Annotated in this window: 13 protein-coding genes; 7 read left to right on the top strand and 6 right to left on the bottom strand. The window is 58.7% G+C overall.

The features are described from left to right. The first annotated feature begins 195 nt into the window (after positions 1-195). Positions 196-1,041, top strand: a complete 846-nt coding sequence (locus O77CONTIG1_RS00770) for a DUF2993 domain-containing protein (RefSeq protein ID WP_068507265.1) — start codon at positions 196-198, stop codon at positions 1,039-1,041. 50 nt (positions 1,042-1,091) lie between these two features. Here O77CONTIG1_RS00770 and O77CONTIG1_RS00765 read toward each other — a convergent pair whose 3' ends face one another. After that, a complete protein-coding gene (locus O77CONTIG1_RS00765; protein ID WP_068515791.1) occupies positions 1,092-1,481 on the bottom strand; it encodes a DUF1823 family protein in 390 nt (129 codons plus the stop codon). 155 nt (positions 1,482-1,636) lie between these two features. On the opposite strand from O77CONTIG1_RS00765, the gene O77CONTIG1_RS00760 reads away from it, so the two are divergent. Then, positions 1,637-2,887, top strand: coding sequence for a hypothetical protein (locus O77CONTIG1_RS00760; protein ID WP_068507264.1), 1,251 nt, complete (start codon positions 1,637-1,639; stop codon positions 2,885-2,887). Further along, positions 2,887-3,987, top strand: coding sequence for a 3-dehydroquinate synthase (aroB, locus tag O77CONTIG1_RS00755; RefSeq protein WP_068507263.1), 1,101 nt, complete (start codon positions 2,887-2,889; stop codon positions 3,985-3,987). The genes O77CONTIG1_RS00760 and aroB overlap by 1 nt, the downstream gene beginning before the upstream one ends. Positions 3,988-4,192: 205 nt before the next feature. Here the strand turns inward: aroB and O77CONTIG1_RS00750 are convergent, their stop codons facing one another. Beyond that, a complete protein-coding gene (locus O77CONTIG1_RS00750) occupies positions 4,193-4,552 on the bottom strand; it encodes a thioredoxin family protein (RefSeq protein ID WP_068507261.1) in 360 nt (119 codons plus the stop codon). A gap of 58 nt (positions 4,553-4,610) precedes the next feature. Beyond that, entirely contained in the window at positions 4,611-5,321 is a 711-nt protein-coding gene (locus O77CONTIG1_RS00745; protein WP_084781960.1) for an NnrU family protein, read from the bottom strand. Between the two features lie 421 nt (positions 5,322-5,742). On the opposite strand from O77CONTIG1_RS00745, the gene O77CONTIG1_RS25870 reads away from it, so the two are divergent. From O77CONTIG1_RS25870 to O77CONTIG1_RS00730, 4 genes are all read left to right on the top strand, one after another. After that, on the top strand, positions 5,743-6,213 hold the full coding sequence (locus tag O77CONTIG1_RS25870; RefSeq protein WP_068507258.1) for a hypothetical protein: 471 nt from the start codon (positions 5,743-5,745) through the stop codon (positions 6,211-6,213). Next, positions 6,129-6,413 (top strand): DUF4129 domain-containing protein, encoded by a 285-nt coding sequence (locus tag O77CONTIG1_RS23155; RefSeq protein ID WP_225894818.1) that lies wholly within the window; start codon positions 6,129-6,131, stop codon positions 6,411-6,413. The genes O77CONTIG1_RS25870 and O77CONTIG1_RS23155 overlap by 85 nt, the downstream gene beginning before the upstream one ends. A 42-nt stretch (positions 6,414-6,455) precedes the next feature. Next, positions 6,456-7,691, top strand: coding sequence for a DUF4350 domain-containing protein (locus tag O77CONTIG1_RS00735; RefSeq protein ID WP_068507256.1), 1,236 nt, complete (start codon positions 6,456-6,458; stop codon positions 7,689-7,691). 124 nt (positions 7,692-7,815) lie between these two features. Continuing rightward, positions 7,816-8,757, top strand: coding sequence for an AAA family ATPase (locus O77CONTIG1_RS00730; protein WP_068507254.1), 942 nt, complete (start codon positions 7,816-7,818; stop codon positions 8,755-8,757). 48 nt (positions 8,758-8,805) lie between these two features. Here the strand turns inward: O77CONTIG1_RS00730 and O77CONTIG1_RS26510 are convergent, their stop codons facing one another. The 3 genes from O77CONTIG1_RS26510 to O77CONTIG1_RS00720 form a co-directional block, all read right to left on the bottom strand. Further along, positions 8,806-8,928: a hypothetical protein gene (locus tag O77CONTIG1_RS26510; RefSeq protein ID WP_286132482.1), complete on the bottom strand. Its 123-nt coding sequence runs from the start codon at positions 8,926-8,928 to the stop codon at positions 8,806-8,808. Positions 8,929-9,002: 74 nt separating this feature from the next. Then, the gene (locus tag O77CONTIG1_RS00725; protein WP_068507252.1) at positions 9,003-12,779 is read right to left on the bottom strand and encodes a CAAX protease; all 3,777 of its coding nucleotides are present in this window, start codon (positions 12,777-12,779) and stop codon (positions 9,003-9,005) included. A gap of 200 nt (positions 12,780-12,979) precedes the next feature. Continuing rightward, positions 12,980-13,651 (bottom strand): response regulator transcription factor, encoded by a 672-nt coding sequence (locus O77CONTIG1_RS00720; RefSeq protein ID WP_068507250.1) that lies wholly within the window; start codon positions 13,649-13,651, stop codon positions 12,980-12,982. Between the last annotated feature and the right edge of the window lie 830 nt (positions 13,652-14,481).

Here is a 14,481-nt window from a genome sequence, read left to right as displayed (position 1 = left end):
AGAGGTGGAAAAATTACCGTTCCCATCATCGCATCATCGTCCTCTTTGCCACATCCTCAATCCGTTGTATGGGCTGTAAGACACGGGTTCCTGCATCCAACCAAACCCCAAAGGTGGGGCAATCCCTACTCGGATGCGGCTGGAAGGGGGGGATGACGCGGGCGCTACACTGGAGAAAGCGAATCTGTAGGCCCGATGACCCATTTTCAACCGCAATCCTCCGACCCGACTACGGCCGACTACGAGGCTCCGGCGCTCGACCCGCAGGCTCCGGTAAGTTTGCCCGATCCGGATCGCAACCTGCCCGTGCCGCGCCAGAGCCACATCATCAGCACGATTCTGACTCCGGCGCTGCGGCTATGGCTGCGATCGCAGGTCGAACACGTAGACGACCTAAATTTGTTGATAGAGGGGGGCGATCGCCAGTTGCTAACGGGTCTGATTCCCCGCGTCACGATTTCGGCGCGAAACGTGGTCTATCGCGGGCTATACCTGGAGCGCATCACGCTGGTCGGTCGCGGCATCAAGGTCAACTTTCGGCAAATCTTGCGGGGTAAGCCGCTTCAGCTAGAGCGAGCCGTCCCGGTGCAGGCAGAGGTGCGCCTGTCGCAGCAAGACCTGAACGACTCGCTCCAGGGGCCGCTGCTGGCGGGCGTGGTGAACGATCTGCTGCTGAATCTGCTGAAGGCGGGAGCCGCACCAGATTTGGTGACACCCGATGGAAAAACGCCGATTTTGCTGGATGATTTTCGCGCCAAAATTGCCCCAGGACTGTTGACGCTGGGTGCGGCGCTGGTGTCGAGCAATCAGGGCAGTCCGGTTCCCTTCATCATCCGCACCGGACTCCGCACCACGAACGGGCAGCAACTTCATCTGGTGAATCCGGAGTGGCTGCCTACGCCCAAGGCAAAGCGCGGACTGGCGCTGCACGATCTGGACGGGTTTCCGCTGGAGTTGGGCAGCGACGTGGAAATTCAAGACCTAGAGTTGGGCGATCGCCACTTGGTCTGTCGCGGCAAGATCAACGTTTTGCCTGAATAGTTTTGCCCGAATAGTTTTGCTCGAATAATGCCCAACCGCATAGCGGCAGGTTAGCCGGAGAGATTCTGCTCGGTCTGCTGGTCTTTCATGTAGCCCAATAGCCAGTTGGCGATCGTGGCGCGGCGCGTTTTGCGGGGCACGAGTTCACCCACCTTATAGCCGCCAAAGCCGAGTCGCTCTTTCAAAAGCTGCTTGTTTTCGGGCGCGATGGAGCGGGTCAGCTTGACGGTAGCCGGGCGGCTGTCGATAAAGTCGGGCGGCTCTGGATAGGCGCTGCGCCAGTCTTCGGATACGGCGGCGGTGTCCCAGGAGCCGTCTTCGCGCTGGCGATAGCCTAGGCACTGCCACACCAGTCGATTGGCAGTGGCATCGTCGAGGGTGTCGTTGAGGATGGCCCACACGGTTTCGACCGTGAGGGGCGGTAGATTCGTGGCACTCATGGCGAATTGCGTCTGTCGGTGCAGTCGGTCTGCGAAATATGCAAAAATCATGACACGCAGTGAAGCGCATTGCAGCGTTTCGCCGATTGGGATAGAGGGGCGATCGCCTAGTGTCCCTCGAGCTTTGTCTCTTCAGATTTCTTCCGAGGTATCCCGTGGAATTCATCAACGGTCCCTACCAGATTCCGCCGCCCAAGGGGTGGTCGCCACCCGTGGAGCCTGTTCCCCCCACCCAGGCATCCGCACACCAGACCTCTGCGAATCTGCCGCTTTACCCAATCGAATATCGACCCATTTCGCCGCCGATCGGGTCAACCCCCGCAAACCTGCCGATTCAGCCGCCAATTGGATCGCGTCCTGTAAACTTGCCGATTCAGCCGCCAATTGGATCGACTCCTGCGAATTTACCAATTCAGCCGCCGATCGGGTCAAGTCCGGTGAGTGCAACGATTCAGCCGCCGATCGGATCGCGTCCCACAGAGTTGCCAATCGTACCGCCGATCGGGTCGCGTCCGGTGGGCGAAGTGATTCAGCCGCCGATTGGATCGCGTCCTGTAAACTTGCCGATTCAGCCGCCGATCGGGTCAAGTCCGGTGAGTACAACGATTCAGCCGCCGATTGGGTCAACTCCTGCAAATTTACCAATTCAGCCGCCGATTGGATCACGCCCGGTGGGCGCAACTGTGCCGCCGCCGATTGGCTCGACTCCCGCGAATTTACCAATTCAGCCGCCGATTGGGTCGCGTCCAGTGGATTTGCCCATTGCACCCCCTATTGGGTCACGCCCGGTCGGTTCAACGATTCAGCCGCCGATTGGCTCGACTCCTGCGAACTTGCCAATTCAGCCCCCGATTGGGTCGCGCCCGATGGATTTGCCCATTGCACCCCCCATTGGGTCGCGTCCAGTGGATTCTTACATAACACCGCCGATCGGGTCGCGCCCGGTCGGGTCGCCTGTGTCGCCGCCGATAGGAGCTTCGCCAGTGGACTATCACCGGCCGCCCTCGGTGGGGGCGTATCCGTCGGATTATGCGATCGCCCCCCCAGTTGGAGCGCACGGGGCCCAGCCTGCGGGAATGTCTGTGCGTCCCCCAGTCGGTGCTACGCCTGCGGAATACGCGGTTGCGCCGCCGATTGGCTCACGTCCGCCGCAGCCGCACCTGCCGCCGCCGGTAGGCGCATACCCATCGGATTACAGCATTGCGCCGCCAGTGGGTTCCCAGCCGCTACCCCACGCAGTGCCGCCGCCGGTGGGGGGTGGCTCGACCGAAAAGGTGCTGCCACCGCCGATTAGCTGGGTGCCGCCGACCCATGCTGCGGGACAGGTCATACCGCCGCCTGTAGGGGGGCCGCCCAAGGATGAAACCCTAGGCTATTGGCAGTCCTACGGAGCGAAGCAGGATTGATGAACGCTGTGATTTCGGTGGATCTGCCGCAAAATTCCTACGAGGTGGCGATCGCCCCTGGTAGTGTGTCGCAATTGGGAACCTGGCTTCAGCCGTTGGGACTGGGGCGCAAGCTGATGCTGGTGTCGAACCCGATGATTTTTCGGCGCTATGGCGAAGGGGCGATCGCCTCGCTGGAGGCGGCAGGCTTCGACGTGTGCCACGCGCTAATTCCGGCGGGCGAGCGCTACAAGACGCTGGGTTCGATTCAAAAGCTGTATGACGCAGCGCTGGCCCATCGGCTAGAGCGATCGTCGGCAATTGTGGCGCTGGGTGGCGGCGTGGTAGGCGACATGGCGGGTTTTGCGGCGGCCACCTGGCTGCGGGGCATCCGGTTTGTGCAAGTGCCAACCTCGCTGCTGGCGATGGTGGATGCGTCCATTGGCGGCAAAACGGGGGTAAACCATCCCCACGGCAAGAACCTGATCGGCGCGTTTCACCAGCCGCGCCTGGTGCTGATCGACCCGGAGGTGCTGGCGACGCTGCCGCCCCGCGAGTTTCGCGCGGGCATGGCGGAGGTGATCAAGTACGGCGTAATCTGGGATGCCGACCTGTTTCAACAGCTAGAGCAGGCCAAGCGGCTGGATCAGCAGCGCTATGTCTCGCCAGAACTCATGCAGACGATCTTGACGCGATCCTGCCAGGCAAAGGCGCACGTCGTTAGCAAGGACGAAAAGGAGGCGGGCCTGCGGGCAATTCTCAACTACGGGCACACGATTGGGCACGCAGTGGAAAGCCTGACGGGTTACAAATTGGTGAATCACGGCGAGGCGGTGGGCATTGGCATGGTGGCGGCAGGGGCGATCGCCCTCCAACTGAACCTATGGGATGCAGACTCTAACCGTCGCCAAACCGCGCTGATTCAAAAAGCAGGTCTGCCCACGCGCCTGCCCGCCGGACTCGACCTAGAAGACATCATCGCTGCCCTGCAAACCGACAAGAAGGTGAAGGCGGGTCAGGTGCGGTTTATCCTGCCGACGCAAATCGGCGCGGTGATTGAGACTGACCAGGCTACGCCAGCGGTGATTCGCAAGGTGCTGCTGGCAATGGCTGAAGCGTAAGCGTGAAAGAGGCTCAGACAGGCTTTACTTAACTACCCTGGGTATAAAGGCTCTCTTGAAGAGACGTAATTGCGGGGCAACTTGTGGGGCAATCGCTGCACAGGCTCATCCATGCAGCGACGAAGTGCAGCTAGAGTGCATCTAGTGAGTTCTAGTGAGTTCTAGTGAGTTCTAGCAACGAAGTCTAGCAAATTCGCCAAACCTGCTATGCCGTGTAGCTGTAGCTGCCCAGCAGAGAAGCAAGCACCGCATGGAAAGACTCGGAGGCATTGCGGATGTCGTCTCGACTGGCGAAATGATCAAACCGATGCAGCACCCTGTCCCCTTCCACCAGCAGCAGCGTGGGCAGCGTCGTCAGCCGATAGGTATTTGCCAGCTTAAAGTTTTCGTCGGCGTTGATCGTTACCAGCTTGATCTGTCCCCTCCATTCTGCCTGAAGCTGATTCAGCATCGGGTTCATGAGCCGACATAGCCCACACCAAGGGGCCCAGAAGTTGATCAGAACTGGGGTCGAAGATTCCAAAACTTCTTTCGAGAAATTGCTTTCGTTAACAGAGAGTAGCATAGGAGTTTTTAAGAAGAAAAGTTGAAAACCAGTAGGGGATCAATCGGGGATCATGCTATTACCCTAGATTACCTGCTGCTTGGATGAGTAGCGGGTGGGCAAACCAGAATAACAATACAAAAATCGCCACGCCGACATAGGCGGGACGAAGAAACTCTTTGAATTCGAGCGTTTGACGACCATCGAGAATTGCCAAAAAGGGAATGACCGATGTGCGGGCTTTGACCGCTGAAAACGCTTCGCCGTAGCGCTGGGTCAGGCGGCGATCGCCATGCCACACGCCAAACAGGTGATGTAAAATCAGCCCCGCAGACGTGACTAGCATAAAGGTCGTCCCCAGCCACAGCGTGTGGGCAATGCACCAGATCACCTGTCCTACCATCTGCGGATGGCGGGTAATGCGAATAATGCCCGTTTCATAGAGATGAACTTGAGGTTTTTGAATAGCCGCAATTTCTAGGAGATTAAACGTAGCCGGATAGAGAAACAGAAACGAAATAGCCGACAGCACCCACACCAACGGTTCCACTCCTGGCACACCCTGCACATTCCACAATCGCAGCCCGTCATAGCGATGCTGAACAAAGTAGACGATGAGCAACGTGGCTAGGGGGAGGCTGACTAGCGCAAAAATGACGCGATAGGGACGTGCCCCGATGCGTTTTTCGGCATAAGGACGCAGGGCTGCAAGACCACTATGGGCGATCGCAAACCCGATCAAAAGCCCAAACATTACAAAATGGCTGGAGGTAAGCCAGTCGTCACGCATGAGATCAGGAGCCAAGTCGGGAGCTTAAGGGGGTACAGTGGCAGCGGTTACGGAGGCAAGTCCGTCAAGCGGGCGAACCGGGCAGCATAATCCTGGTCTGTAAGATCAGCATCAAAACCAGTCAGATTTTGAGCCAACCACAGCAGGGATCAAAACTCCCTTCGTGTTACAGGATACAGGTTCCTGCATATTCAGCCAATGCTAATTTCGCCAAAATGGGAAGATTCTTGATCCCAAATTGATCCTAAAGTTATATTCCGACAGAAAACGCAGAATTGCGGCTTCCAGCCCGCAACTCATTTTTGACTCATTTTTTGAGTAAACCGACTTGTTTCCCTTCTAGAGAGCATCCATTGATTCGGCAATCGTGTCGATTCTCCTACCTCCTGATACTTTAGGAAGAGAGTGAACAGCCGATGCGATGAGTATTGCAGGGAATCTTACGGTCTATTTAGCAGTCTATTCAGCAGGGGCGATCGCCCCCGCAGCGCCAGAGGCAGCAGGCACCTTTGCCAAAACGAGTCTGGATTGGCAGGTGCAGCGATCGCTCCGGCAGGTGGGCGAGTGGATTGAGTGGGTGCTGTTTGGTGAAAGCCCGAACCGCCCCAATTTTTCAGGCTGGATACCGCCAGAGTGGGTTTTGCAGGCGCTGTTCTGGGTGATTGTGGGGCTGCTGGGGATTTGGGCTGCATGGTGGCTTGTGCAGTGGCTTCGGCCTTATTGGGAGGCATTTCAGCGGCAGCAGGGCCGGGCGATCGCCCCCCGTGCCCCCCAGCCCCAGCGCCGGAACTCAGCACTGCGGAATGGCTGGCGCGGTCACAGGCGGCCCAGCGCCAAGGCGACTATCGAGAAGCTTGCCGAGCGCTGTATCATGCCGCGCTGCATCGACTGAGCGATCGCCACCAGATTTCGCCCCTGCCCAGCCGCACCGATGGCGAATATCTCAACTTGCTGAATGCGCTGCCCAATGCTCAGCCCTATGCAGTGCTGATTCGCACCCACGAGCGGCTCTGTTTCAGCCCGACTCCGGTGTCAGCAGCAGCCTTCGAGCAGTGTGAGCGGGCCTACCGGGAAATTTCCGCTTCCCAGTAGCAATCTTGCGAAATCTTGCGGAAACCTTGCGGAAATTTTGCCATGAAGCTGAACCGTCGCGCTTGGATTGCTCTATCAGTTGCACTGGCGATGCTGGTGGTCTTGAGTGCGATCGCTGCTCCCAGCACCCGCCTGCGAACCGGATCGACCTACGGACGTGCCCCCGACGGCTACGGAGCCTGGTTTGCCTATATGCAGGCGCAGGGAACCCCCGTGCAGCGGTGGCAGCGCCCCTTTGAGGACTTATTGGAGCCGCCCGATTCCAGCCTGCCCGAAGCCATGCCCATTTCAGCCCATGCTCAGAGTCTGGGGAGCGGCGCTAGCAATCCTCCGGCCCCTGGCTCCGAGGAAAATCCGGGGGCAGGCTCCTCCCTCGACAACCGGCCAGCGGAGCCGATGACGCTGGTGGGCATTGCGCCGCTCGTGGAGCAATGGTTGCGCCCCGACGAGGACTGGCTGCGGCGGGGCAACGTGCTGGTGCTGGTGGGCGTGCGGTCGCCCGTCACAGGCGCACCCTTTCGCTCGGTCTTGCCCACCCCCCAAGGCGACGTGACCGTGGAAACCACCCGCCGCCAAGCCCCGTTGCCCAAATTCAACGCCCAACTGAGCGATCAGTTTGGGCTGCTTGCCTGGGAACAAGCCGTGGGTGCAGGCAAAGTGATCCGCGTTGCCACGTCCTACCTCGCCGCCAATGCCTATCAGGACGAGCCGGGAAACTTCCCGTTTCTCGCCAATTTGGTGACAGAGCCGGGGCATCCCGTCTGGGTAGATGAATATATCCACGGCTATCGTGACCCCCAAAGAGAGGCTGCAAGCGGGCGATCGCCCCAATCCGTCTGGGCATACCTGAGCCGCACGCCGATTGCGCTGCTGGCCGTGCAAGCGCTGGTGCTGCTGGCGCTGGCGGTGTGGGCTGGCAATCGCCGCATGGGGAAGCCGCTGCCCGACCCACCGCCCAAAGTTGACAACAGCGAAGCCTATATCCAGGCCCTCGGTACGGTTCTCCGCAAAGCCGAATCGACCGAATTTGTTGTGGATACGCTCAGCAAAGCCGAGCAGATTCACCTCCAGCGATCGCTCGGTCTGGGCAGCACCCCGGCCGACCTGCTCACCCTCTCCCGCGCTTGGGAACAGCATACGGGCCGTCCCGCCGCCGAACTCCGCCGCTTGCTGAACCCAGAGCGAAAGAAACGACTGGGCGATCGCGCTTTGCTGGACTGGGTGAGTCGGGTACAGCAGTTGAGAGGTACAGCTGTTGAGAGAAGAGTAACAGAGTGACGCGGACAGCGGGTGAGGAGATGATAGGAGGATGAGAGGAAGAGAGTAGAATTCAGATGCCCTGCTTGTCCAAGTCTCCTGCAAAGCGTCCTTCCAAAGCCCTTACCCCAGCACCCCACGCTCTATGCCCAATCCTTTCCAAGCCCTGGCCCAGGCGCTCGATCGCGTCGTTGTTGGACAATCTGCCCTGTCGCAGCAATTGCTAGTGGCACTGCTGTGTGGCGGTCACGTCATCCTGGAAGGCGTACCAGGAACGGGCAAAACGCTGATGGTGAAGGTACTGGCGCGGCTGGTGCAGGGCGACTTTCGGCGGATTCAGCTCACACCCGACATTCTGCCATCGGATATTTTAGGCACGAATATTTTTGACCTGAATACCCGCAGCTTTAGCCTCAAAAAAGGGCCGATTTTTACACAAATCCTGCTGGCAGACGAAATTAACCGCACGCCGCCTAAAACCCAGGCCGCGCTGCTGGAGGCAATGGAAGAACAGCAGGTCACGCTGGATGGTGAAAGTTTGCTGCTGCCGGATTTGTTTTGGGTGATCGCCACACAGAATCCCCTGGAGTTTGAGGGGACTTATCCACTGCCCGAAGCTCAGCTTGATCGCTTTTTGTTCAAGCTAGTGGTGGACTATCCCGATCCCAAAGCTGAGCGGCAAATGCTGGTGAATGCTCAGGCAGGATTGCAAAATCGGCGGCTCGACCTGAGCCGAATCAAGCCCATCATGTCGGTTGAGCAAGTGCTGCAAGCCCGTCAGCAGGTGCGAGCTGTGCAAATGACCGATGCTCTGGTCGATTATCTGTTGGCGTTGGTGCAGCGCAGCCGACAGCATCCCGACCTGTCCCTGGGCGCATCGCCCCGTTCGGCGGTGGCGTGGCTGCAAGCCAGCAAAGCCAGGGCCTGGCTGGAGGGGCGCGATTTCGTTACCCCAGACGACGTGAAGGCGATCGCCCGTCCGCTCCTCCGCCATCGCCTCATCCTCCGCCCCGAAGCCCAGCTTGACGGGCAGCAGGTGGATGAGGTGATTACCTCGCTGTTGGGTCAGGTGGCGGTTCCCCGATAAGCAGAGAAAGAAGGGAAGAGAGATTAGGTCGCTAGCCCTTTGCCCATTTCAATGCAGGCTGTGTCTGCTGCCAGCCGACCAGTTCCACCAGCGCCATTCGGGAATCCAGGATGTGGGATCAGGCATCAGCAAAACGCGACACAGGGACTCCTCCAGGAATGCATTTTTCATGCTGCATCTCATGCTGCATCTCATGCTGCATCTCATGCCGCGTCTTATTCGCCATCTCTGCTCTATCCTCTGTTCTATAGCGTCATCGGCGCAATCGGTGCAATATCCGGGTCGTATCCACCCACCTGATTCGTTCGCAGCACCCATACCGATGCACCATGTTTCAGAAACGCATGGGCGATCGCATCACTGGCTTTGCGCGGCAGAATGGTTCGCCAACTGCCCAACCCCATCCGCAGGTTCCGCAAGGGATAGTCTTCCAGCGTGCTGCCCAGATTGTACTCACTGCGTTCCCAGTCGCGTCGCGGACTCCCAAAGGATTGTAGTTTGCCTTCCAAGTCCTTACCCAACGCTCGAAGCTGCTGAAACTGCCGCGCCTGTTCCGGCTCTTGCAGCAGCAATTCCAGAATCCGGGGATTCTCGCGCAGGGTGCGTTCGGTACCACGAATGCTGGCAAATAGCGCCTGGTTAGAATCTTGAGAACAGTTGTAGGCCGCATTCACATAGGTTCCACCAGTGCCGTCGCCAATGCGATAGCGGGCCGTCATCACCTGCAACTGTCGCTCTAGCAAGTCTAGCGGCGAAACCAGAACATTGCCGATTTTGTAGGGGTCGGTGTAGGCGGGCAGCTTGATCAGTAGATCGCAGATCGGGCGGGTGCCCAGCCAGCCAAACTGGCGATCGCCCATGTAGCGCGACCAGTGCAGCGTACCCGCCACCAGCCCGTCGGTGTTTTGCGTATAAACCTGGTAATAGCAGATATCGAACTGGCGCTCGTCTGCCAGGGGTTCGTGAATCACAGTTGCCACACCATAGGCAAAATGCCCGAAGAAAATCGGCGTGGCCGCGGCGGGTTCCTTTTTCTCGCCGCCGATGCCGCCGTAGGTGTGCAGCACCAGCGCCTCGTCGCCCACGCGCCATTCGTCGATCGCCGCCTGGATTGCCGCATCCGACCCGTTGGACAGGCCGCTGCACAGCACCGACGCAATCTTGCCTTTTTGCGCCGCAATGTCCGCCCAGGCCTGCTTGCGGATGTAGCGGTAGGCCGCCTTGCCGCCAAATAGCACCGATTCGGGTTGCAGGCGGAACAGGGCACGGGGGGCGATCGCCTGCACCACAAACGCGCCCGCCGCGTCCTTCGCGCCATACACATACCAGCCCGTCTCGTTGTAGGGCGATTTTTCCAGGTCGCGGGTGGTCGAGGGATAGCTGCCATAGGCCTTGGCCAGCATCACCTCCGGCAGCCGCATCGTTTCCAGCTTGCCGCTAAACTGCCGCGTCGCCCGGTCAAAATGCGTCACCACAAACTGGTCGCTGCCCGCCACCGGCCGCTCAAACCGCACCAGCGCGTAGAACCGTCCCGTAATTTGCACGGGCGTATCGGCAACTAGCAGCACGTCGCCCTGCACCACCACAGGCGGTTCTAGCCGCACAATCAGATCATCCACCGGATGCCCCGCTGCCAGCGACTCTAGCGCGTTCACTCCGCGCCAGTGGTTGAGCCGATCGGGATGCACCATGCCGCCGTAGCGACTGCTGAATTCTGCCTCGGCGCTAAAGTGGACATCCTTCACGACCGAGTTCATGCTCTTTTGCACGTTGGGGTAGTCCACCCAGCGCAACCGCACCCGCTCTCCCACCAAGTAGCGGTAGCCTTCTGGGGCGTGGTGAACCTCCAGCCAGGTTCCCTGGACGTGCGATCGCTCTTCTGGCTTGGGCAAAATGAGCCGTCCCATCCACTCACCGATGGGGCGATACCACTGGGGGTCAACGGTTTGGGCGATTGGGTAATAATCAGGTCGGTTGAACGCGGCTGCCTGGTACAGGGCATAATTGCTGGGCGTTTGGGGAATCCTGTCGCCGGCCCGCAGCGCCTCCCCCCGCAAAATTTGCAGAATCGTCTCGATGGTCTGCTGCAAATGGGTGCGGCCGTCAGGCAGCGTTGCCTGGGGGTCCATATAGCCGCCAGGAACCTGATGCCCCACCGGCCCAGCCGAGAGAACGGTGACTTTGCCCTTGCGCTTGCCCCGATTCCAGTAGGACAGCGGGAACAGCTTCCAGCGGCCGGGAAAGATCATGGGGCCGACCCGCTCCACCACATCCTTATCGCCGACGATGTGATAAAGATGCTCCAGCACCAGCACGTTGTTGTTGGCGCTCATTACGCCGCCCAGAGAAATCACGTCGATGGGGGCATTGGTAGACCGCTTCAGGTAGGGTGCAGCCGCCACAGACATTTCACCGCCGCCGCTATAGCCCAGCAGCGTAATCGGCACGCGGCTGCCGGGCCGATAGCCCCGCCGCACCAGCCCGTCGAAAATCACCTGGGCAATGCCCTGATTGTAGATTGGGCCATAGCGCTTATCGGACGACACCGCCACGATCAGCACGTTTCGCAGATTGACCAACATCCCCAACAGCGCCGCTGGGTTGTTCCACCGCATCTTGTCTGCCAGTCGCCACAAAAACGCCAGCGGACGGTCTTCATACAGCGGACGATTCAGCACCGAATACAGCATCAGTCCCTCGACCAGTTCTATCCCTCTGGGCAGAGCGGGCTTGAGGGCATTCAAAAAGTCTTCGATATCGGGGGTATATTCTTCGCCCGACTGGGCAATGCCGTCCAAATACACCAGGTAATGATTGATTTGCGGAAAATAGGGGTCAGGGCGATATTGCTCTGCAACGCCGGGGCGATCGCCCGCCTGCAACCCCTCCGACCCCGTTTGAGCCGTTTCGTAGAACGACGACTTAACCGCCGTCGTGTCTAGGTCGTCGCCATACCAGCCTGCCCACCAGCCCAGCGACTCCAGCGGCGCGATGATCCCTGCGAACACCGTCGCTACGACACCAATCCAGGCTAAATCAAACGTCAGGCGAAACGGGGTCGGCAGGCCGTCATACCAGCCAAACAGCCCATCCCGCACTGGGCGCATCAGCACAAAAATCAGCCAGAAGGCGATCGCCAGCGCCAGCAGCCCCAGCACCACCTTTACCGCCTGAGGAACGCCGCGTGTTTGATAGTCAAGCTGCAACACGGGGTCATCGGCTTCTGGCACGTCCAGCGGACGCAGCGAATAGCCAGAAGACGGCCGCTCCAGCACCGCCTGAGACACGCTGCGAGCCGCCTCTGGATGCGATCGTCCCGCAGCCGCCACCAACTGACGCATCTCCGGCAGAGCCACATCCGACGCGGGGATAATTGGCTCTGCGGGGCGGGCCCCAGACAAAACGCGCTCCCGCAGTTCACGAGAGTCTTTGGCCAATTCGACCCCCGCCACGCGATCGGCCAGACGGCGACCAAACTCGGCAATCGGCTGGGCGATCGTGCCTTCCAAAAGCTGCTTTACGACCCAGCCCAGCAGCACATAGGTCAGGGCTTCGCTGGCGCTGAGCCGGGCCACCACCGCAAACCCCACCAACATCGACAGCAAGTTCCACACCGACAGTAAATTCTGAATCGGGTAGCCCAGGTAGGGCAGCGCTCCTAGAAATCCAAACAGCAGCGGCGCATAGCCCAGTCCCAGCACTGTCACCAGCGTTGAAAAGGGCACTCGCACAAACCCCGGCAGCAGCCCAATTAGCCAAGTGCTAAGGGCAAGAAACAGAAACCCAAAGGCAAACAGGATGGCATTTAGCAGCAGGCTAAAGACAAAGCGGCTGGGCTTGACGCGATTGACAAATAGAATGATGCTCTGCCCTACTCCCAGCGATAGCCCTGCCAGCAGCACGATGAGCAGCGCCAGCCAGAAGCCGCCGGGCAGCGCCACAACCCGCCGAAATGCATCGAATTGTAGCGAAAAAGCCCCGCCGATTAGCTCAGCCGCCTGGTTCCACGCTGTCTCAGCCATGATTTCACTCCTGAATGGCGCAATGGGCGATTCTGCCGACCGCTAAGCCGTTGCTGCGATGATAGACCGCGCCGCGCAAATTCAAAAGTTAAATTGCCATAAAAAATTGCCGCAAAGCAAATTCAGGCAAGCGCTCAGGCCGAAACTGATCCTTCGGCAAGGCTATTGCAGCAGTGCAGTAGCCGCTATTCCACTAGCCGCTATTCCACCAGATGGTGATCCATCACGTAGCGGACGAGTTCGGCGCGGTTGCTGGTGTTGGTCTTGCGGAGGAGGCTGCTGACGTATTTTTCGACCGTGCGGGGGCTGAGGTGAAGGCGATCGCCAATTTGCGAATTCGACAGACCATCCGCCAGCAGCGACAGCACCCCCTGTTCTCGCAGCGTTAGACCCAGATCGCTCTCTGGTTCCGCAGCGGAAGGCTCCTCGGCTGACCGATGCGGGCTGGATTCCGCCGCCTCCGATGCGCGGATCTGTCGTCGCCATTCGGTCTGGATCAGCTGCGATCGCTCCAGCAAATTTCGCACCACCGCCCCCAGTTCCTTCAGGTCAAACGGCTTCGGCAAATAGGCATCACACCCAAGCTGATAGCCCCGAATGCGCTCCTCTGTGCGGCTCAGCGCCGTCAAAAAAATCACGGGCAAGAGCCGGAGCGCGGGCTGCGATCGCACCTGGCGCACCAGCTCAAACCCATCCATGCGGGGCATGGCCACGTCAGTCACGATCAAATGCGGCTGCACTTGATCGACCAGGGCCAGGGCCTGCTCACCGTTTTCCGCCATCACCACCAGATAGCCAGACAACTCTAAATAGTCGCCAATCGAAAGCCGGGTGCCCAGATCATCATCCACCACCAGAATCGTCAGAGGCATTGCGGAGAGCCTGAGTTCAGAACCATTGAGTTAATACAATAAATACAATAATTTTCACTCACCTAAGCCAAAACTATCGGAATTCGTCAATCATTCCTAACTGAGAAGCCAAAGACGACAACTGCCTGTCTCCTGCTCTCTCAATCTGCCCATTGCTAAATCTAGATACCTTTGCTGACTGAGTTTTTGCTTACTGAGTGCTTGTTTAGCTCGACTTTAGCTTGACTTTACTAGCTTGACTTTACTTTAAGTAGTGCAGACTTTGAGCAGTGCAGCGCCCTCCCACCTTTGTTCTGGCAAACGCTGGAACTAGGCTAAAGGCTACGTCTTTGACCGTAGGGGTTTTGAGACTATGGGGACTTTGAGACTGTGGGGGCTGTTTGACGGAGCATTTGTGGCGTAGCCCAGCAATATGAAACTTTCAGAACGGAACTCTTAGAGCATAACAGCGGTCTTTCTGGAGCAGAGTTGGTCAGGGCAATCAACAATCCGCCGCCACTAGGAACCCACTTTCCAAAGCTAACCTTTCCAAAGCTAACCTTTCCAAAGCTAACCTGGGATTAACCTGAAGGACTGCGAGACAAGACAGAACAGACAGCTACAGCATTTTCTTGCAGGGTGAGGCACGCACAGTCATGACAAGGCAACCGCTTCTTGACTATCCACCGACCTCACTAGTGCTATGTCACAGCTAGGACTTAGGTTGGTAGTCAGCGCTTTAGCGCTGAAGCGCTGACTACAAGCCGAGGCATCACCCTAAAACTAAACCGTGACACTGCACTAGCTTCAAAAACGCTGTATGCGGACAGGTTATAGAGGGAAGCAAGCCA

Source organism: Leptolyngbya sp. O-77 (assembly GCF_001548395.1).
GTDB lineage: Bacteria > Cyanobacteriota > Cyanobacteriia > Elainellales > Elainellaceae > Thermoleptolyngbya.
The sequence above is the reverse complement of the archived record's forward strand: the minus strand, read 5'-3'. Positions and strand labels throughout refer to the sequence as shown.